General features: G+C 58.0%; 18 protein-coding genes. 16 read left to right on the forward strand and 2 right to left on the reverse strand.

Translation table 11 applies throughout. From position 1 onward, the window contains the following. The first annotated feature begins 54 nt into the window (after positions 1-54). From trmJ to sseB, 5 genes are all read left to right on the forward strand, one after another. Positions 55-783, forward strand: a complete 729-nt coding sequence (trmJ, locus tag EGK14_RS12980; protein WP_125289517.1) for a tRNA (cytosine(32)/uridine(32)-2'-O)-methyltransferase TrmJ — start codon at positions 55-57, stop codon at positions 781-783. Between the two features lie 151 nt (positions 784-934). Continuing rightward, complete coding sequence (gene iscR, locus EGK14_RS12985) at positions 935-1,432, forward strand: Fe-S cluster assembly transcriptional regulator IscR (protein WP_125289518.1); 498 nt, start codon at positions 935-937, stop codon at positions 1,430-1,432. A 112-nt stretch (positions 1,433-1,544) separates the two neighbouring features. After that, complete coding sequence (locus tag EGK14_RS12990) at positions 1,545-2,726, forward strand: IscS subfamily cysteine desulfurase (RefSeq protein ID WP_125289519.1); 1,182 nt, start codon at positions 1,545-1,547, stop codon at positions 2,724-2,726. Positions 2,727-2,856: 130 nt separating this feature from the next. Then, positions 2,857-4,140, forward strand: coding sequence for an aminopeptidase PepB (pepB, locus tag EGK14_RS12995; protein WP_125289520.1), 1,284 nt, complete (start codon positions 2,857-2,859; stop codon positions 4,138-4,140). A gap of 47 nt (positions 4,141-4,187) precedes the next feature. Then, the gene (sseB, locus tag EGK14_RS13000; RefSeq protein WP_125289521.1) at positions 4,188-4,943 is read left to right on the forward strand and encodes an enhanced serine sensitivity protein SseB; all 756 of its coding nucleotides are present in this window, start codon (positions 4,188-4,190) and stop codon (positions 4,941-4,943) included. A 128-nt stretch (positions 4,944-5,071) separates the two neighbouring features. On the opposite strand, the gene sseA is transcribed toward sseB, so the two are convergent. After that, positions 5,072-5,917 carry a 3-mercaptopyruvate sulfurtransferase gene (gene sseA, locus EGK14_RS13005; protein WP_125289522.1) on the reverse strand — a complete coding sequence of 282 codons (846 nt, stop codon included), beginning with the start codon at positions 5,915-5,917 and terminating at the stop codon, positions 5,072-5,074. A gap of 274 nt (positions 5,918-6,191) precedes the next feature. Here sseA and ndk point away from each other — a divergent pair, with 274 nt between their 5' ends. The 10 genes from ndk to EGK14_RS13055 all read left to right on the forward strand — a co-directional run bounded on the left by ndk (position 6,192) and on the right by EGK14_RS13055 (position 16,181). Further along, positions 6,192-6,623: a nucleoside-diphosphate kinase gene (gene ndk / locus EGK14_RS13010; protein ID WP_125289523.1), complete on the forward strand. Its 432-nt coding sequence runs from the start codon at positions 6,192-6,194 to the stop codon at positions 6,621-6,623. A 180-nt stretch (positions 6,624-6,803) separates the two neighbouring features. After that, positions 6,804-7,964, forward strand: a complete 1,161-nt coding sequence (locus EGK14_RS13015; RefSeq protein WP_125289524.1) for a bifunctional tRNA (adenosine(37)-C2)-methyltransferase TrmG/ribosomal RNA large subunit methyltransferase RlmN — start codon at positions 6,804-6,806, stop codon at positions 7,962-7,964. A 66-nt stretch (positions 7,965-8,030) separates the two neighbouring features. Next, a complete protein-coding gene (gene pilW, locus EGK14_RS13020; RefSeq protein WP_125289525.1) occupies positions 8,031-8,753 on the forward strand; it encodes a type IV pilus biogenesis/stability protein PilW in 723 nt (240 codons plus the stop codon). Continuing rightward, a complete protein-coding gene (rodZ, locus tag EGK14_RS13025; protein WP_125289526.1) occupies positions 8,743-9,738 on the forward strand; it encodes a cytoskeleton protein RodZ in 996 nt (331 codons plus the stop codon). The genes pilW and rodZ overlap by 11 nt, the downstream gene beginning before the upstream one ends. Before the next feature lie 37 nt (positions 9,739-9,775). Continuing rightward, the gene (gene ispG / locus EGK14_RS13030) at positions 9,776-10,897 is read left to right on the forward strand and encodes a flavodoxin-dependent (E)-4-hydroxy-3-methylbut-2-enyl-diphosphate synthase (protein ID WP_125289527.1); all 1,122 of its coding nucleotides are present in this window, start codon (positions 9,776-9,778) and stop codon (positions 10,895-10,897) included. A gap of 60 nt (positions 10,898-10,957) precedes the next feature. Further along, positions 10,958-12,247: a histidine--tRNA ligase gene (gene hisS, locus EGK14_RS13035; RefSeq protein ID WP_125289528.1), complete on the forward strand. Its 1,290-nt coding sequence runs from the start codon at positions 10,958-10,960 to the stop codon at positions 12,245-12,247. 11 nt (positions 12,248-12,258) lie between these two features. Next, positions 12,259-12,879 carry a YfgM family protein gene (locus EGK14_RS13040; RefSeq protein ID WP_125289529.1) on the forward strand — a complete coding sequence of 207 codons (621 nt, stop codon included), beginning with the start codon at positions 12,259-12,261 and terminating at the stop codon, positions 12,877-12,879. A gap of 31 nt (positions 12,880-12,910) precedes the next feature. Then, entirely contained in the window at positions 12,911-14,092 is a 1,182-nt protein-coding gene (bamB, locus tag EGK14_RS13045) for an outer membrane protein assembly factor BamB (RefSeq protein WP_125289530.1), read from the forward strand. A 152-nt stretch (positions 14,093-14,244) separates the two neighbouring features. Next, complete coding sequence (der, locus tag EGK14_RS13050) at positions 14,245-15,735, forward strand: ribosome biogenesis GTPase Der (protein ID WP_125289531.1); 1,491 nt, start codon at positions 14,245-14,247, stop codon at positions 15,733-15,735. Between the two features lie 218 nt (positions 15,736-15,953). Then, positions 15,954-16,181 carry a zinc ribbon domain-containing protein gene (locus EGK14_RS13055; protein WP_125289532.1) on the forward strand — a complete coding sequence of 76 codons (228 nt, stop codon included), beginning with the start codon at positions 15,954-15,956 and terminating at the stop codon, positions 16,179-16,181. On the opposite strand, the gene EGK14_RS21595 is transcribed toward EGK14_RS13055, so the two are convergent. Next, positions 16,156-16,299 carry a hypothetical protein gene (locus EGK14_RS21595; protein ID WP_233598494.1) on the reverse strand — a complete coding sequence of 48 codons (144 nt, stop codon included), beginning with the start codon at positions 16,297-16,299 and terminating at the stop codon, positions 16,156-16,158. The genes EGK14_RS13055 and EGK14_RS21595 overlap by 26 nt on opposite strands. 322 nt (positions 16,300-16,621) lie before the next feature. Here EGK14_RS21595 and EGK14_RS13060 point away from each other — a divergent pair, with 322 nt between their 5' ends. After that, entirely contained in the window at positions 16,622-19,054 is a 2,433-nt protein-coding gene (locus EGK14_RS13060; RefSeq protein ID WP_125289533.1) for a glucose/quinate/shikimate family membrane-bound PQQ-dependent dehydrogenase, read from the forward strand. The last annotated feature ends 19 nt before the right edge of the window (positions 19,055-19,073 follow it).

Consider the following 19,073-nt stretch of genomic DNA (forward strand, 5'->3'; position numbering starts at 1 on the left):
AAAGTCCTGAAAATATGTTAACATTGGCAAATTATCTCACAGACCTGAACTCCTATGCTGCATAACATCCGAATCGTGCTGGTGGAAACTTCTCACACCGGCAATATGGGATCCGTCGCTCGCGCGATGAAAACCATGGGCCTGACCAACCTTTACCTGGTCAATCCGCTGGTCAAACCTGACTCGCAGGCTATCGCACTGGCCGCTGGTGCCAGCGACGTGATTGGCGAAGCGCACATTGTTGACACGCTTGATGAAGCGCTGGCCGGTTGCAGCCTGGTGGTTGGCACCAGCGCCCGTTCGCGTTCGCTACCGTGGCCGATGCTCGATCCGCGCGAGTGCGGCATTAAGAGCGTACAGGAAGGGCAGCAGGCGCCGGTTGCGCTGGTGTTTGGCCGCGAGCGCGTGGGCCTGACCAACGAAGAGCTGCAAAAGTGCCACTATCACGTAGCCATTGCCGCTAACCCGGAGTACAGCTCGCTCAATCTGGCGATGGCGGTACAGATCATCGCTTATGAAGTGCGCATGGCGTTTTTGCAATCGCAGGAAACCGCGCAGCCCGACTACGAAGAGTCGCCTTATCCGCTGGTTGACGATCTTGAACGCTTTTACCAGCACATGGAACAGATGATGGTGAGAAGCGGCTTTATACGCGAAGGCAATCCGGGCCAGGTGATGAGCAAGATGCGCCGCCTTTATACGCGGGCGCGTCCGGAGCGCGACGAGCTGAATATTCTGCGCGGCATGCTCTCTTCGCTGGAAAAGCCAAAGAGCGAGAAGTAGTCGAGGCGCGCAAAAAAACGGCGGTAATAGTTGAGTAAATTACCAGGTTAAATACTTGAGTGAATTACTCGGTTAAATAGTTGACCAAAACACTCAGGAATGGCAGACTTCGACCATCAAATGTTCACGAACAACCGAGGTCGTTTACGCCATGAGACTGACATCCAAAGGCCGTTATGCCGTTACCGCTATGCTTGATGTTGCGCTGCACTCGCACGAAGGGCCAGTACCTTTAGCTGATATTTCAGAGCGTCAGGGCATTTCGCTGTCCTACCTGGAGCAGCTTTTCTCTCGCCTGCGTAAAAACGGTCTGGTGGCCAGCGTCCGTGGGCCAGGCGGCGGCTATCTGCTGGGCAAAGCGTCCGGCGAGATTGCGGTTGGCGCGGTGATCACCGCCGTGGATGAGTCCGTGGATGCGACCAGGTGTCAGGGCAAAGAAGGCTGTCAGGGCGGCGAGCGCTGTCTGACCCACGTGCTGTGGCGCGACCTGAGCGAGCGCATCAGCGACTTCCTGAACAACATTACGCTGGCGGAACTGGTGAACAACCAGGAAATCCTGGATGTGGCCGATCGTCAGAACAACACTGAAAAAGCGCGCGTGCCGGCCGGCCGCCTGCATGAAACGATTAACGTCAATCTGCGAGCCTGATTAAAGCGGCGGCGAAAGCCGTCGTCCTCATACCACTCTGTGTCGGGGACGATGGTCACCGACGCGGCAGACCGCATTGAATGACATACTTAACTGTACGGAGTTCAACGCAATGAAAGTCCCGATTTACCTTGATTACGCCGCCACTACGCCCGCCGATCCCCGCGTAGCGCAAAAAATGGTGCAGTTTCTCACGCTGGACGGGACTTTTGGCAATCCGGCTTCCCGCTCCCATCGCTTCGGCTGGCAGGCTGAAGAAGCGGTCGACGTCGCCCGCAACCAGGTTGCCGAACTGATTGGTGCCGATCCCCGCGAAATTGTTTTTACCTCTGGCGCAACCGAATCCGATAATCTGGCCATCAAAGGCGCTGCCGAACTCCAGCAGGAGAAAGGCAAACACATCATCACCAGCCAGACCGAGCACAAAGCCGTGCTGGATACCTGTATCCAGCTGGAGCGCGAAGGGTTCGAGGTAACTTACCTGGCCCCGCAGGCCGACGGGATCATCACGCTGCAACAGCTGCAGGCGGCGATGCGCGACGACACCATCCTGGTTTCCATTATGCACGTCAATAACGAAACCGGCGTGGTGCAGGATATTGCGGCTATCGGCGAGCTGTGCCAGTCGCGCGGCGTTCTCTTCCACGTTGACGCCACGCAGAGCGTCGGCAAGCTGCCGGTGGATCTCAGCGAGCTGAAAGTCGACCTGATGTCTTTTTCCGCGCATAAGCTTTACGGCCCGAAAGGCATCGGCGGGCTTTACGTGCGCAGAAAACCCCGTATCCGTATCGCCGCGCAGATCCACGGCGGCGGCCACGAGCGTGGAATGCGTTCCGGCACGCTGCCCGTGCACCAAATCGTCGGCATGGGCGAGGCCTACCGTATCGCAAAGGAAGAGATGAGCAGCGAAAGCGCCCGGCTCAATCTGCTGCGCAGAACCCTGTGGGCGGGCCTGAGCGAAATCGATGAGGTGTATCTTAACGGCAGCCTGGAGCAGAGCGCGCCGAATATTCTTAACGTCAGCTTTGCGCACGTGGACGGCGAATCGCTGATTATGGCGCTGAAAGATCTGGCGCTCTCCTCCGGCTCGGCCTGCACCTCGGCCAGCCTTGAACCTTCCTACGTCCTGCGCGCGCTGGGCCTGAGCGAAGAGCTGGCGCACAGTTCGCTGCGCTTTTCGCTGGGGCGCTTTACCACGGGCGAGGAGATCGAATACGCTATCGAGCTGGTGCGTAAAAGTATTACCCGTCTGCGTGACTTATCTCCGCAATGGCGGGCGGCATCTTCGCGCTAATCTTTTCCGTTCTACGGGCTGTTTAGCCCGTTATGCTTAATCTGTTAATCTTAAAATGAACAGGCAGCGTTATCGCTGCCGTCGGCCGTTGCAAGGTCGATATAACAAATTTTTAACAAGGAGCCAGGTTATGACAACCACGCCAATGATCATTACGCTGTCGACGACAGCGGCGGATGCGCGCTGGGGCGAAAAAGCGACCCTGACCAGCAACGACAACGGCATGACCATCCACCTTAACGGCGGCGATGTGCTGACCACCATTCAGCGCGCGGCGCGCAAAATCGACGGGCAGGGCATTCGTCACGTCAGCCTGCAGGGCGACTGGGACCTGGAAAAAAGCTGGGCCTTCTGGCAGGGCTATCGCGGGCCGAAAGGCGAAAGAAAAGTCGAATGGGCCGCGCTGAGCGAGGAGGATCGGGCCGAGTTCGATCGTCGTCTGAAAATCATCGACTGGGTGCGCGACACCATCAATCTTCCGGCGGAAGAGCTTAGCCCGGAGCAGCTGGCGCAGCGCGCGGTCGATTTGCTCTGCGGCGTGGCGGGCGAAAAGGCCAGCTACCGCATTACCAAAGGCGAGGATCTGCGTCTTCAGGGCTATAGCGGTCTGCATACGGTAGGGCGTGGCTCAACGCGCAGCCCGGCGCTGCTGGCGCTGGACTATAACCCGACCGGCGATGAGAAAGCGCCGGTTTTCGCCTGTCTGGTGGGCAAAGGCATCACCTTTGATACCGGCGGCTACAGCCTGAAACCCAGCGGCTCGATGGATTCAATGAAGTCGGATATGGGCGGCGCCGCCACGCTGACCGGCGCGCTGGCGCTGGCTATCGATCGCGGGCTGGATAAGCGCGTGAAGCTGTATCTCTGCTGCGCCGATAACATGGTCAGCGGTAACGCTTTTCGTCTGGGCGATATTATTCGTTACCGCAACGGTAAAAGCGTAGAGGTGATGAACACCGATGCGGAAGGACGCCTGGTGCTGGCGGACGGCCTGATCGACGCCAGCGAGCAGAACCCGCAGCTGATGATCGATGCGGCGACGCTGACCGGCGCGGCCAAAACGGCGCTGGGCAACGATTATCACGCGCTGTTCAGCTTTGATGACGCGCTGGCGCAGTCGCTGCTGGAGAGCGCCGCCAGCGAAAACGAACCTTTCTGGCGACTGCCGCTGGCCGAGTTCCACCGCGGTTATCTGCCTTCTAACTTTGCCGATTTAAACAATATTGCCGCGCCTTCACATACGGCAGGCGCCAGCACGGCCGCCGCGTTTCTGTCGCACTTCGTGAAGCATTATCAGCAGGGCTGGCTGCATATCGACTGCTCAGCGACCTACCGTAAAGGCGCCGTCGAGCAGTGGTCTGCCGGCGCGACCGGACTGGGCGTACGTACCGTGGCGAATCTGCTGCTGAAATAGAACGTGTAGCCGGGCGCTGCGCCCGGCGCTTTGACTGGAAGCAAGCAATGAACGAAATCAACCAGCGCCTGGAAGAGGTGTTGAAACTGGCGGCGACCGAGCCTGCGCACCGCCCGGAGTTCTTTAGGTTACTGATGGAAGCCAGCGTCTGGGTGCCTGGCGCAAGCGTGGATCAGGCCGATGCGGAGCTGCAGCACTGGGAAAAAGAGGACGGCACCAGCATTATTCCCTTTTTCACCTCAGAGCAGGCGTTACAGCAGGCCGTCACCGAAGAACAGCCTTTCCTGGTGATGCCGGTACGCACGCTGTTAGCCATGACCCAGGGCGAAACGCTGTTCCTGAATCCCAAACTGCCCGTCGGCAAGGAGTTTTCGCCGGGAGAAATCAGCAGCCTGTTGGGGAAAGAGGGCAACGCCCTGAGCCAGCAAACGGTGCTGGAAGGCGGCGCTTCGCTGCTGCTGTCGGAAATTGCCGAGCCGCCTGCGCAAACCATCGCCTCGCTGACGGAGCTGTTTGCTAAACATAAGCAGGTGCGGCGCGCATGGGTTGCGCATATTAAAGAAGCGGCGGACGCGAAGCCTAATTTGTTAATTGGTATTGAAGCCGACGGTGATATCGAAAACATCATTCAGGCGGCGGGCAGCGTAGCGACCGATACGCTGTTAGAGGATGAGCCGGTAGATATTTGCGAAGTAGTGGATAATGACAATATCAGCCACTTCTTTACCGCGCATCTCACGCCCTTTTATGAACGGCGGTGGGGCAGCTTCCTGCGCTCGCTTAAGCAGGACAGGATCCTGTAAACCGCCAGGCGACTTCTGCTTTATTGATGGCGTTAAAACAGCGCGGCCACTGTAAATAGCCGCGCTGAGTACCGATCGCCGCCGCCTGCCGTAACAGGGCGTTTCTTGCCGGCCGCCAGCGCGGTTGTTTAGCGGGTAGCGATCGGCAAATCGTCGCGGCTGCCCCATTCGCCCCAGGAGCCGTCATAGAGCGTGACGTTCTCCACGCCCAGCGAGGTCAGCGCCAGGATCAGCACGACCGCCGTCACGCCGGAGCCGCAGCTGGCCACCACCGGTTCGTCGAGCTTCACGCCCTGACGCTGGAAAATGGCCGTCAGCGCCTCCGCCGACTTCAGCCGGCCGTTTTCCACCAGCTCGTTCCACGGCACGTTCAGGCTGCCGGGAATATGACCGCGATGCAGGCCCGGACGCGGCTCGTCCACCTCACCATAAAATCTGTTGGCGGCTCTGGCGTCGACAATCTGCGCGCCGCCTTCGTGGCTGATGACCATTACGTCGGTGATCCGCTTCACCACGGCCGGATCGAAACTGGCCTCAAATTCCGCTTCCGGCAGCGCGACGTCGCCGGTAGCCACCTCGTAACCGGCTACGCGCCAGCCGCTCAGCCCGCCGGCCAGAATGGAAACCGAGGCTACGCCGAACTGACGCAGCATCCACCAGGCGCGCGGCGCGGAAAAGAGATTACCCTCATCGTAAACCACCAGATGTTTTTCGCTGCTGACGCCCAGCTCGCGCATTGCCACGGCAAAAGCCTCCGCTCGCGGCAGCATATGCGGATAAGGGCTGGCAGGGTCGGAAAGCGCTTCGATATTGAAAAAAGGCGCGTCCGGCAGATGGCCCGCACGGTACTCCGCCTGAATATCACGAACCTTCTCCTGGCCCGGCGGCAGCATACGCGCGTCCAGTACCTGAATATCATCATCGGCATAGTGTTCCGCCAGCCAGTCGGCGGTCACAAACAAAGAGCAAGTCATAGCGGCCTCGCAACAGGAATAGTTGCCCTGAGTGTCGGTTATCCTGACGGGCATCTCAAGATCTTCTCGGGTTTTCTCCACGCCGGGCGGCGAGCTGAAGCATTTTTGCGCGATTGCGGACTAAGGTTGCCAATCTGTAGGCGCTTAAGCGACTTTTTTAGCGATTTGTTGAATATCCGATAGGAATGCGGGCTTATGCCCCCTATAATCGGCGCCATTTTCCCGGCCGGGGAGCCTTTTCACCGGCTAAACTCGACATCAAACAGGGGTCACTATGACTATCGAACGTACTTTTTCTATCGTAAAACCAAACGCGGTGGCAAAAAACGTAATTGGTGCCATTTTTAACCGTTTTGAAAGCGCTGGCTTCAAAATCGTTGGCACCAAAATGCTGCACCTGACCAAAGAGCAGGCTGAAGGCTTCTACGCAGAACACCAGGGTCGTCCTTTCTTCGACGGTCTGGTTGAATTCATGACCTCTGGCCCGGTAGTGGTTTCCGTGCTGGAAGGCGAAAACGCCGTACAGCGTCACCGCGATCTGATGGGCGCAACTAACCCGGACAATGCGCTGGCTGGTACGCTGCGTGCCGACTACGCGGACAGCTTCACCGAGAACGCGACCCACGGTTCTGACTCTGCCGAGTCTGCCGCTCGCGAAATCGCTTTCTTCTTTGGCGAAGGCGAAGTGTGCCCACGCACTCGTTAATTATTGATTATTGATGGCAGAAGAATGCGGCGCGTTTACAATTTATTTTCATAACGCCCTTTAATCCGCAGACGCTCTGCCTGTACAATAATGCGCCCCTGCTCAGCGGGGGCGTTTCATTTATACTTCTTATTAACCTCCCCAGCGCCATAACGTGTAACAACGAGGCCAGAGAATATTATGTCTGAACAAATCGTCACCCCGTCATCTGCTATCACCACGCCAAAAAAAGAAAAAATCAACCTGCTCGATCTGAACCGTCAGCAAATGCGCGAATTTTTTGTTGGCCTGGGCGAAAAGCCATTCCGAGCCGATCAGGTAATGAAGTGGATTTATCACTACTGCTGTGATGATTTCGATGAGATGACCGACATCAACAAGGTTTTCCGCAACAAGCTGAAAGAGCTGGCCGAAATCCGCGCGCCGGAAGTGGCGGAAGAGCAGCGTTCGGCGGACGGCACCATTAAATGGGCGATTACGGTCGGTGGCCAGCAGGTGGAGACCGTTTATATTCCGGAGAAAGATCGCGCCACGCTGTGCGTCTCCTCGCAGGTCGGCTGCGCGCTGGAGTGTAAATTCTGCTCGACGGCGCAGCAGGGCTTCAACCGCAACCTGCGCGTATCCGAAATTATCGGCCAGGTCTGGCGCGCGGCTAAAATTATCGGCGCGTCGAAAGTGACCGGCCAGCGTCCTATCACCAACGTGGTGATGATGGGCATGGGCGAGCCGCTGCTCAACCTGAACAACGTTGTCCCGGCGATGGAAATCATGCTGGACGATTTCGGCTTCGGGCTGTCAAAACGCCGCGTGACGCTGTCGACCTCCGGGGTCGTTCCCGCGCTGGACAAGCTGGGCGATATGATCGACGTAGCGCTGGCGATTTCGCTACATGCGCCAAATGACGCTATCCGCGACGAAATCGTGCCGATTAACAAAAAATATAATATCGAAACCTTCCTGGCTTCCGTCGCGCGCTATATCTCCAAGTCCAACGCCAATCAGGGCCGCGTGACCATTGAGTATGTCATGCTGGATCACGTCAACGACAGCACCGATAACGCGCACGAGCTGGCCGCGCTGCTGAAAGAGACGCCGTGCAAGATTAACCTTATCCCGTGGAACCCCTTCCCGGGTGCGCCGTATGGCCGTAGTTCGAACAGTCGCATCGATCGCTTCTCTAAAGTGTTGATGGATTATGGTTTTACCACTATTGTGCGTAAGACCCGTGGCGATGATATTGATGCCGCCTGCGGCCAGCTTGCTGGTGAAGTTATCGACCGCACGCGCCGCACAATGCGTAAAAAAATGGCCGGCGAAGCGATTTCTGTGAAAGCGCTCTGAAAGCCAGGCTCGCGGCTTGTCCGCTGAGCAAAAGGGCGTAACATCGCTTCCGCTAAGGAGGCGATGATGGGTAAGGGATTATCATTTTGGCTGGCCGCGCTGCTGCTTGTGGGCTGTAGCCTGACGACACCGCGCGGCGAGCTGGCCGGGACGCGACTACAATTAGGCCTGGCCTGGCTGGCGCAGGACCAGCTGGCCGCGGCGGAACGTAATTTACGCCAGGCGCTGCAGCTGGCGCCTGACGACTATCGCTGCAGGCTTGCTATGGCCCGCTATTTTCAGCGTGTGGGGGACAACGCCTCGGCGCAGGAGCATTACCGAAAAGCCGCGGCGCTGGCAGGACAAAACCGTGACGTAATCAATAATTACGGTGCGTTTCTCTGTCTTTTAGGGCAGTATGATGCGGCCCAGCAGCAGTTCAGTAAGGCGAGCCGACTACCGGGTCGCGCCGACGCCCTGGAAAATGCCGGCTATTGCTATCTGCGGGCGGGTGAAGCGCAGAAGGCCAAAGCCGCGTTGCTGGAAGCGACGCAAAACGATGCGGAAAAGGGTGCTGCGCTGCTGGCGGAAGCCGAAAGGCGATTTGGAAAGAACGAGCGCGATTCATCGCGGCTCCTGTTAGATGTTTATCAACGCAACTTTGCCGCTTCGGCGCAGAGCTTGTGGTTAGAGATTCGCTTCGCCGCGCGGGCAGGGCATCCGGAGAGCATCCGGCTTGCCGGGGAAAAGCTGGCGCGAAATTTTCCACAATCGATACAGTACCTGCATTTTTTAGCTAATGAATACTGAAGCCACTCAAGATAAATCAGCAGTAAATTCAACAGGCGAGCGCCTGCGCGTAGCCCGTGAGCAAATGGGCCTGTCTCAGCAGAACGTTGCGGAGCGCCTTTGCCTGAAACTTTCCACCGTCCGCGATATTGAAGAGGACAAGGCGCCTGCGGATCTGGCGTCTACCTTCCTGCGTGGCTATATCCGTTCTTACGCCCGGCTGGTGCACGTGCCGGAAGAAGAGCTGCTGCCGATGATGGCGAAACAGGCACCCGTACGGGCCGCCAAAGTCGAGCCGATGCAGAGCTTTTCCCTGGGCAAACGCCGCAAAAAACGCGACGGCTGGCTGATGATTTTTACCTGGCTGGTGCTGTTTGTCGTGGTAGGCCTGACCGGCGCATGGTGGTGGCAGAACCACAAGGCGGCGCAGGACGATCTGGTTTCCATGGCCGATCAGAACGTCAGCGCAGGCAGCGATAACAGCCAGTCCATTCCGCTGAACAACAGCGGCGCGGACGGCGTGTCGCCAGCCGAAGAGGCGCCGACCCAGAGCGCGCCTGCGGATACCGCGGCCGCGCCTGACGCTGCTGCCACGTCCCCTGCGGCCAATACTTCAGCCGCCGCGACCGGTTCAGCCGCTTCCGCAGCCAATACATCAGCCGGCTCATCCGCGCCGGTTGCGGTCTCGCCTTCGCAGGTGCCGGCCGACAACGGCCAGATGCCGACGGCTTCTGCAGGCGTTAGCGTGCCAGCCGCCGAGGCCAACGCGCTGGTTATGAACTTCAGTAAAGAGTGCTGGCTGGAAGTTTCCGATGCGACAGGCAAGAAACTGTTCAGCGGGATCCAGCGTAGTGGTGGTAAACTCAGCCTTTCCGGCACGGCGCCATATCGTCTTAAGATTGGCGCGCCGGGCGCCGTTCAGATCCAGTATCAGGGCCAGCCGGTCGATCTGAGTCGTTTTATCCGTAGCAACCAGGTTGCCCGCCTGACAGTCGGTGCGCAATAACGCATCTTCTGGTCGCGAGTAATTTCGGAGAAAGAATATGCATAACGAAGCACCCATTATCCGTCGCAAATCAAAGCGCATTTACGTCGGCCAGGTGCCAGTGGGCGACGGCGCGCCTATCGCCGTCCAGTCCATGACCAATACGCGAACCACCGATGTGGCCGCGACGGTTAACCAAATCAAAGCGCTTGAGCGCGTCGGCGTTGATATCGTTCGCGTCTCTGTTCCCACCATGGATGCCGCCGAAGCGTTCCGCCTTATCAAGCAGCAGGTTAACGTCCCGCTGGTTGCCGATATCCATTTTGACTACCGTATCGCGCTGAAAGTAGCTGAATACGGCGTTGACTGCCTGCGCATCAACCCCGGCAATATCGGCAATGAAGAGCGTATTCGGCAGGTCGTTGACTGCGCGCGTTACAATAATATCCCAATCCGTATCGGCGTTAACGCCGGATCGCTGGAAAAGGATCTGCAGGAAAAGTATGGCGAGCCGACGCCGCAGGCGCTGCTGGAATCCGCTATGCGCCACGTCGATCACCTCGATCGTCTTAACTTCGACCAGTTCAAGGTCAGCGTAAAAGCGTCGGACGTATTCCTGGCGGTGGAGTCGTATCGCCTGCTGGCTAAGCAGATCGAGCAGCCGCTGCACCTGGGCATTACCGAAGCGGGCGGCGCACGCGCTGGCGCGGTGAAATCCGCGATTGGCCTGGGCCTGCTGCTCTCGGAAGGCATTGGCGATACGCTGCGTATTTCGCTGGCGGCCGATCCGATCGAAGAGGTAAAGGTCGGTTTTGATATTCTGAAATCGCTGCGCATTCGTTCCAGAGGCATTAACTTTATCGCCTGTCCAACCTGCTCCCGCCAGGAGTTTGATGTGATCGGCACCGTTAACGCGCTGGAGCAGCGGCTGGAAGATATCATTACGCCCATGGACGTTTCGATTATCGGCTGCGTGGTCAACGGGCCGGGCGAGGCGCTGGTTTCCACGCTTGGCGTCACCGGCAGCAACAAGAAAAGCGGGTTCTACGAGGACGGCGTGCGCCTGCGCGAGCGTCTGGATAACCACGATATGATTGACCAGCTGGAAGCGCGTATACGTGCCAAAGCCGCGATGATGGACGAATCCCGTCGTATTGATGTGCAGCAGGTTGAAAAATAAATAACGGCGGGGCGGGCCGCAGCTTGCGCGCCCGCCCCCAAAAGGAAAGAAGAGAAAACAGTGGCGAAGAATATTCAGGCAATCCGCGGCATGAACGACTACCTGCCTGTGGATACCGCGGTGTGGCAGCGTATTGAACAAACCCTTAAGCAGGTGCTGGCCAGCTATGGCTACAGCGAAATTCGCACGCCGATTGTAGAGCAGACCCCGTTATTCAAACGCGCTATCGGTGAAGTCACCGACGTGGTTGAAAAAGAGATGTACACCTTCGACGATCGCAACGGTGAAAGCCTGACGCTGCGTCCTGAAGGCACGGCAGGCTGCGTGCGCGCCGGCATCGAGCACGGTCTGCTCTACAATCAGGAACAGCGCCTGTGGTATATCGGACCGATGTTCCGCTACGAGCGTCCGCAGAAGGGCCGCTATCGTCAGTTCCATCAAATCGGTGCGGAAGTGTTTGGCCTTCAGGGGCCGGATATCGACGCCGAAATGATTATGATGACCGCGCGCTGGTGGAAGGCGCTGGGCATTGCCGATCACGTTCGTCTGGAGCTGAACTCGATCGGTTCGCTGGAGGCGCGTGCCAACTACCGCGATGCGCTGGTGGCTTTCCTGGAAGAGCATAAAGAGGTGCTGGACGAGGATTGTAAACGCCGCATGTACAGCAATCCGCTGCGCGTGCTGGACAGCAAAAACCCGGACGTCCAGCACCTGCTGAACGACGCGCCAGCGCTGGGCGACTATCTGGACGCCGACTCCCGCGAACACTTTGACGGTCTTTGCCAGCTGCTGGATGCCGCCGGTATCGCCTACACGGTGAACCAGCGCCTGGTGCGCGGCCTGGACTACTACAACCGCACCGTCTTTGAATGGGTGACCAGCAGCCTGGGCGCGCAGGGCACGGTGTGCGCTGGCGGCCGCTACGATGGTCTGGTCGAACAGCTGGGCGGCCGCGCCACGCCGGCCGTCGGTTTTGCGATGGGACTGGAGCGTCTGGTGCTGCTGGTGCAGGCGGTGAATCCGGAATTTGAACCGACGCGCGTTGTCGATGTCTATGTTATCGCTTCAGGGGCTGGCGTACAGTCTGCGGCGATGCAGCTGGCGGAAAAACTGCGTGATGCGGATCCGTCTCTGAAGCTGATGACCAATTTTGGCGGCGGCAACTTCAAGAAGCAGTTTGCCCGCGCGGACAAGTGGGGCGCACGCGTCGCGCTGGTGCTGGGCGAGGAAGAAGTGGCCAACAATCAGGTCGTCATTAAAGATTTGCGCAACGGCGAGCAGCAAAAGCTGGAGCAGCATGAGGCGGCAGCGACGCTGGCAGCAATGCTGAAGCAGACGGCCGCGATTTAAGGAGAGTTTGCGTGGAAGTATATAGCAACGAAAACGAGCAGGTCGACGCGCTAAAAGGCTTTTTCGCGCAGAACGGCAAGGCGCTGGCTATCGGCGTGATCGTCGGCATCGGCGCGCTGGCGGGCTGGCGCTACTGGAGCAGCCATCAGGACACCAGCAGCCGCGAAGTCTCGGCGACCTACCAGCAGGTTTCGGGCGCGCTGGATGCCAGCAAGCCGGAAACGCTGACGGCAGCGGCGAAATTCGCCGACGACAACAGCAACACCTACGGCGCGCTGGCTTCGCTGGACGTGGCAAAACGCTATGTTGACAACAATGAGCTGGATAAAGCCGCCGCGCAGCTGCAAAGCGGCCTGAAGGCGACCAAAGACGCCAATCTGCAGGCGGTGTTGAACCTGCGCCTGGCGCGTATTCAGCTGCAGCAGAAGCAGCCGGATGCGGTACTGAAGACCCTGGATGCGATTAAGGGCGACGGCTGGACGGCTATCGTTGCCGACGTACGCGGCGAAGCGCTGCTCAGCAAGGGCGACAGCAAGGGCGCTCGCGAAGCCTGGAGTAAAGGCATTGCTTCCAACGCCTCGCCGGCGCTGAAAGAGATGCTGCAGATGAAAATGAATAATTTGCCAGGTTAATAATTGCCGCAACGGGCTTAAGAGGGATTTCATGGAATTGCGTAAGATACTGCTGCCGGCACTGATTTCAGTCACGCTGCTCAGCGGATGTTCATGGTTCAGCGGTGAAGAAGACGTGGTCAAAATGTCGCCGCTGCCGAAAGTGGAAAATCAGTTTACCCCGGAAGAGGTCTGGAGCACGTCGGTAGGTGATGGCGTGGGCGATTACTACTCCAATCTGCATCCGGCCTGGTCTGAGAACACCGTATACGCCGCCGATCGTTTCGGCGTGGTAAAAGCGCTGAACGCCGGCGACGGCAAAGAACAGTGGAAGGTCGATCTGTCGACCAAAACGGGCTTCTTCTCTAAGAACCTGCCCGCGCTGCTTTCCGGCGGCCTCTTTTACGACGGCGGTCACGTCTATGTCGGCAGCGAGCGCGCCCAGGTTTATGCGCTGAACAGCAGCGATGGCTCTATCGCCTGGCAGACCAAAGCGGCTGGCGAAGTGCTGTCGCGCCCGGTCGCCAGCGATGGCCTGGTGCTGGTGCACACCAGCAACGGCATGTTGCAGGGTCTGGATCAGAACAGCGGCGTCGTGAAATGGACGGTTAACCTTGATGTACCGGCGCTGTCGCTGCGCGGTGAGTCCGCACCTGCCACCGCCTTCGGCGCGGCAATCGTCGGCGGCGACAACGGTCGCGTCAGCGCGGTGATGATGAACCAGGGCCAGATTATCTGGCAGCAGCGCATCTCCCAGCCGGGCGGCGCTACGGAAATCGATCGTCTTGCCGATGTGGATACCACGCCGGTTGTCGTTGACGGCGTGGTTTACGCGCTGGCCTACAACGGTAGCCTCGCGGCGCTGGATCTGCGTTCAGGGCAGATCATGTGGAAACGCGAGATCGGCTCGGTACACGATATGATCGTGGACGCGGGACGCATCTATCTGGTTGACCAGGACGATCGCGTGGTGGCGTTGAGCACCGATGGCGGCGTGACCCTGTGGCGTCAGAGCGACCTGCTGCACCGTAATCTGACCGCGCCGGTGCTCTATAATGGCTATCTGGTCGTGGGTGATAGTGAAGGCTACCTGCACTGGGTCAATACCACCGACGGGCGTTTTGTTGCCCAGCAGAAAGTGGACGGCTCTGGCTTCCAGACCTCGCCGGTGGTTGCCAGCGACAAGCTGCTGATTCAGGCGAAAGGCGGCAAAGTCTACGCTTTCACTCGCTAATACGCTGTCTGCACGTCGAAACGGCTCCTGATTGTTCAGGGGCCGTTTCGTTTTTTTACAGGCGTGGTATCCTCTACGCCTTCAGCCTGCGTGTGCGCCAGTAATCAAGTTGCAAGCGGTCAGGCGTTTAATTTTAGTAATGAGGCTTCAATATGGTACCTGTGGTCGCGCTGGTCGGGCGTCCCAATGTGGGAAAATCTACACTTTTTAACCGTCTTACGCGCACGCGAGATGCGCTGGTAGCGGATTTTCCTGGGCTAACCCGTGACCGTAAGTATGGTCGCGCCGAGGTCGAAGGGCGTGAGTTTATCTGCATTGATACCGGCGGTATCGATGGCAATGAAGAGGGCGTGGAAACCCGCATGGCCGAACAGTCGCTGCTGGCGATTGAAGAGGCCGATGTGGTGCTGTTTATGGTCGATGCGCGTGCGGGCCTGATGCCTGCCGATCAGGCCATTGCCCAACATTTACGCTCACGTGAGAAACCCACTTTTCTGGTAGCCAACAAAACCGACGGCATGGATCCGGATTCCGCCGTGGTCGATTTCTATTCGCTGGGACTGGGTGAAATCCATCCTATCGCCGCTTCGCACGGCCGTGGCGTTACCGGCCTGCTGGAAATGGTGCTGCTGCCGTGGATGGATGAGGTTGCGCCGCAGGCGGAGCTGACGGAAGAAGAAGAGAACGAAGCCTACTGGGCGGAGCTGGCGGCGAAAGAGAGCGGCGCAGAGCAGGAAGAAGAGGAAGACGACTTCAACCCGCTGGATCTGCCTGTCAAGCTGGCTATCGTCGGTCGGCCTAACGTGGGTAAATCCACGTTAACTAACCGTATCCTCGGTGAGGATCGCGTTGTGGTTTACGATATGCCGGGCACCACGCGCGACAGCATCTATATCCCGATGGAACGCGACGGTCGCGAATATATCCTGATCGACACGGCAGGCGTGCGCAAGCGCGGAAAAATTACCGAAACGGTCGAGAAATTCTCGGTGATCAAAACGCTACAGGCGATCGAAGACGCTAACGTAGTGATGCTGGTGATCGACGCTCACGAAGGGATTTCCGACCAGGATCTGTCGCTGCTCGGCTTTATCCTCAACAGCGGTCGCTCGCTGGTGATTGTGGTGAACAAATGGGACGGCCTGTCGCAGGAAGTTCGCGAAGAAGTTAAAGAAACCCTCGACTTCCGTCTTGGCTTTATCGATTTTGCCCGCGTGCACTTTATCTCCGCGCTGCACGGCAGCGGCGTGGGCAACCTGTTCGAATCGGTTACCGAAGCTTACGACTGCTCAACCCGTCGCGTGAATACCTCAATGCTGACCCGGATCATGAATATGGCAGCCGACGATCATCAGCCGCCGCTGGTGCGCGGCCGCCGCGTGAAGCTGAAGTATGCGCATGCCGGCGGCTACAATCCACCAATTGTGGTGATCCACGGCAACCAGGTGAAAGATCTGCCGGATTCCTACAAGCGCTATCTGATGAACTACTTCCGCCGCTCGCTGGAAGTGATGGGTACGCCTATTCGTATCCAGTTTAAAGAAGGGGATAACCCTTTTGCCGGTAAACGCAACCTGCTGACGCCTAACCAGCAGCGCAAGCGCAAACGCCTGCTGAGCCATCTGAAAAAGAACAAACGCTGATTGGCGGGCGATGCTTCATCGCCCTGACAAGGGTGTTTTTCGGGCCCGGCATTCTGTCGGGCTCGCTTGTTTGCCGTCGGAATCGATTCGGCGAGCGGCTTTTCTCTTTGCGGGCCTTCAGCCGGTTACCTCTTATCATATCGTCCGACAAAGGCTGCTTCTTAACCGCGGCGGGTTAACTTTGTTTTATACTTATCAATATAAAACAGGAGAAAACGATGAGCGAACACTGCCCGATTTGCCAACACCCCCTTGTCGCCCGGGATGAACGCCTGTACTGCGCCAGCTGCCAGCGTGATTTTGCCGCCAAAGCTATCTGTCCTGATTGCGATCGGCCGCTACAGCTACTCAAGGCCTGCGGCGCTACCGACTATTTTTGCCCCAACGGCGACGGTTTAATATCCAGAAAGCGGGTTGTCTTCAGGCCGCTGATTGAAACGCTGTAGGCGTATTAAAATAATGCTTCGCTCGGAATGCAGGTTGCTGCCAGGTGGCGAGGCCGTTTTCATCAATGCTGCTTTTATTTTCCCGTTCTGAATCCGCTTTAACCCCTTCTTTTTTCATCCCGTCGCCCGTTACTTATTAAGCCGGCGTGAACTGTTATACGCCGAAATTGTTTAGCAAAAGTTAAAATAACGTACCAATAAATGTGTTTAATATTCACGAGTGTGAAGTTTGTTAATTTTCTGTGTAGTTATTTACGAACCGCGTGGTACAATTTTTCGGTTAGCGGTCGGCAGGCCGCCAACGCAGGACGGGTTTAACCCGTATCGCCTTGTTAAGCGTCCATAGCATAATGTTGAGCTGTTTCACGCCTTGCCTGTTTACAAGGCGTACAGAAGCAGCCTGAGATTAGGCTAAGCGCTGTTTTCCAGGAGTGTTTTTCATGTCTCAAACAACTGCCCGGTCGTCGAAATGGCTGGGCCTTTGGTGCGTTTTGCTGGGCCTGATCTTGCTGGCAACCGGCCTCTTCTTCGTGGTTGGCGGTGGGAAACTGCTGTCGCTGGGCGGCAGCTGGTATTTCATGATCGCCGGTATTCTGACCGTGATTGCCGCTATCCAGTTTTTCCGCCGCAAATCTTCCGCCGTTGCGGTTTACGCGCTGGTCTTTATCGGCACGGTCATCTGGGCGCTGCTGGACGTTGGTCTGGATTTCTGGCCGCTGGTTTCGCGCCTGATGACCATTGCCGGGCTGATGCTGCTGGCCGTGATTACGCTGCCCGCGCTGCGCAAGCACGAAGGGAAATCGGCTGCGGCCAGGCCTGCTTATATTTCTGCTGCCGTGCTGGTGGTAGGCCTGGTGGCGACCTTTATACAGATGTTCCAGCCGCACGCCCCGGTTGCCGACGGCAGCGAACTGCCGCTGGTACCGGTAAATAAAACGACCGAACAGAAAAACTGGGACAACTACGGCAATACGCCGGGCGGCAGCCGCTTTGTGGCGCTGGACCAGATTACGCGCGACAACGTGAAAGACCTGAAGGTAGCCTGGACTTTCCGCACCGGCGATATTCCTGACAGCCCAACCGGCAACGGCGCGGAAGATCAGCAAACGCCTTTGCAGATTGGCGATGTGCTCTACCTTTGCACGCCGCACAACAACGTGATCGCGGTCAACGCCGACACGGGGAAAAAGATTTGGGAACACGTGGTGAATGCGCAGGCAGAGGTCTGGAACCGCTGTCGCGGCCTGGCTTACTTTGACGCCACTCAGCCACTGAAACAGCCTTCAGTGCCTGGCTCTACGCCGGTGCCGCAGGCCGTGCTGCCTGCGGGCGACAGCTGCCAGCGTCGTCTGCTGATGAATACCATCGACGCGCGCCTGATGGCTATCAACGCCGACAACGGCGAACTGTGCCAGAACTTTGGCGACCACGGTGTGGTTGACCTGAAAGCGGGCCTGGGCGAAGCGCAGGATCCAAAATATCAGCTGACCTCTGCGCCAACGCTTGCGGGCACCACCGTGGTGGTCGGCGGCCGCGTTGCGGATAACGTTCAGACCGATATGCCTGGCGGCGTGATCCGCGGCTTTGACGCGATCACCGGCCAGATGCGCTGGGCCTTTGATACGGGCAACGACGATCCGAATGCAACACTGCAGCCGGACCAGAGCTATGCCCGCAGCACGCCTAACTCCTGGGCGCCGATGTCCTACGATCCCGCGATGAATACCGTGTTTATGCCAATGGGCAGTTCATCGGTCGATCTGTATGGCGCAACGCGTACCGCGCTGAACCATAAATATGGTGCTTCCATTCTGGCGGTCGATGCGACTACCGGCAAAGAGAAGTGGGTTTACCAGACCGTGCACAACGATCTGTGGGACTTTGACCTGCCGATGCAGCCAAGCCTGATCGACTTCCCGATGAAGGATGGCACCAGCAAACCGGCCGTAGTGATTGGCACCAAAGCGGGCCAGATCTACGTGCTGGATCGTCTGACCGGCAGGCCGCTGACCGAAGTAAAAGAAGTGCCGGTTAAAAAAGGCAATATCCCGAACGAGCAGTATACGCCGACGCAGCCTAAGTCTGTCGGCATGCCGCAGATTGGCGCGGAAACGCTGAAAGAGTCTGATATGTGGGGCGCTACGCCGTTCGATCAGCTTGCCTGCCGCGTAGCCTTTAAATCCATGCGCTATGACGGTCTGTACACCGTGCCGGGCACCGACAAAGCCCTGAGCTTCCCAGGCTCGCTGGGCGGCATGAACTGGGGCAGCCTGTCTACCGATCCGAACAATCACTACATCTTCGTCAACGACATGCGTCTTGGCCTGTGGGTGCAGATGATCCCGGCCAATACCGGCGCTACCGCTCGCGGCAGCAACGGCGGGGAAGCGATCAACACCGGCATGGGTGCGGTGCCGCTGAAAGGCACGCCTTATGCGGTAAACAAAAACCGCTTTATGTCGCCGCTGGGCATCCCTTGCCAGAAACCGCCGTTCGGTACGCTCTCCGCTATCGATTTGAAAACGCAGAAGCTGGTGTGGCAGGTTCCGGTTGGTACGGTGCAGGATACCGGTCCGTTCGGCATCAAAATGCACGCGCAGATGCCGGTAGGGATGCCGACGCTGGGCGGCACGCTGGCTACGCAAGGCGGCCTGGTATTTATCGCGGGCACGCAGGATTACTATCTGCGCGCGTTTGACTCGGCTACCGGTAAAGAGGTGTGGAAAGCACGCCTGCCGGTTGGCAGTCAGGGCGGCCCTGTCAGCTACAAGTCGCCGAAAACAGGCAAGCAGTACATCCTGATTTCAGCCGGCGGCGCGCGTCAGTCTCCGGATCGCGGCGACTACGTAATTGCTTACGCGCTGGATAAATAAGCGCGGTAATAAAAAGCCC

It is taken from the genome of Erwinia sp. 198, from assembly GCF_003937915.1.
GTDB classification, from domain to species: Bacteria; Pseudomonadota; Gammaproteobacteria; order Enterobacterales; family Enterobacteriaceae; genus Erwinia; species Erwinia aeris.

Coding starts and splice junctions, on each gene's coding strand:
- pepB (WP_125289520.1), top strand. CDS start 2,857: ATGACAACCACGCCAATGATCATTACGCTGTCGACGACAGCGGCGGAT.
- bamB (WP_125289530.1), top strand. CDS start 12,911: ATGGAATTGCGTAAGATACTGCTGCCGGCACTGATTTCAGTCACGCTG.
- sseA (WP_125289522.1), bottom strand. CDS start 5,917: ATGACTTGCTCTTTGTTTGTGACCGCCGACTGGCTGGCGGAACACTAT.
- rodZ (WP_125289526.1), top strand. CDS start 8,743: ATGAATACTGAAGCCACTCAAGATAAATCAGCAGTAAATTCAACAGGC.
- trmJ (WP_125289517.1), top strand. CDS start 55: ATGCTGCATAACATCCGAATCGTGCTGGTGGAAACTTCTCACACCGGC.
- der (WP_125289531.1), top strand. CDS start 14,245: ATGGTACCTGTGGTCGCGCTGGTCGGGCGTCCCAATGTGGGAAAATCT.
- ispG (WP_125289527.1), top strand. CDS start 9,776: ATGCATAACGAAGCACCCATTATCCGTCGCAAATCAAAGCGCATTTAC.
- EGK14_RS21595 (WP_233598494.1), bottom strand. CDS start 16,299: ATGAAAAAAGAAGGGGTTAAAGCGGATTCAGAACGGGAAAATAAAAGC.
- sseB (WP_125289521.1), top strand. CDS start 4,188: ATGAACGAAATCAACCAGCGCCTGGAAGAGGTGTTGAAACTGGCGGCG.
- iscR (WP_125289518.1), top strand. CDS start 935: ATGAGACTGACATCCAAAGGCCGTTATGCCGTTACCGCTATGCTTGAT.
- ndk (WP_125289523.1), top strand. CDS start 6,192: ATGACTATCGAACGTACTTTTTCTATCGTAAAACCAAACGCGGTGGCA.
- EGK14_RS13060 (WP_125289533.1), top strand. CDS start 16,622: ATGTCTCAAACAACTGCCCGGTCGTCGAAATGGCTGGGCCTTTGGTGC.
- EGK14_RS13055 (WP_125289532.1), top strand. CDS start 15,954: ATGAGCGAACACTGCCCGATTTGCCAACACCCCCTTGTCGCCCGGGAT.
- EGK14_RS12990 (WP_125289519.1), top strand. CDS start 1,545: ATGAAAGTCCCGATTTACCTTGATTACGCCGCCACTACGCCCGCCGAT.
- EGK14_RS13015 (WP_125289524.1), top strand. CDS start 6,804: ATGTCTGAACAAATCGTCACCCCGTCATCTGCTATCACCACGCCAAAA.
- pilW (WP_125289525.1), top strand. CDS start 8,031: ATGGGTAAGGGATTATCATTTTGGCTGGCCGCGCTGCTGCTTGTGGGC.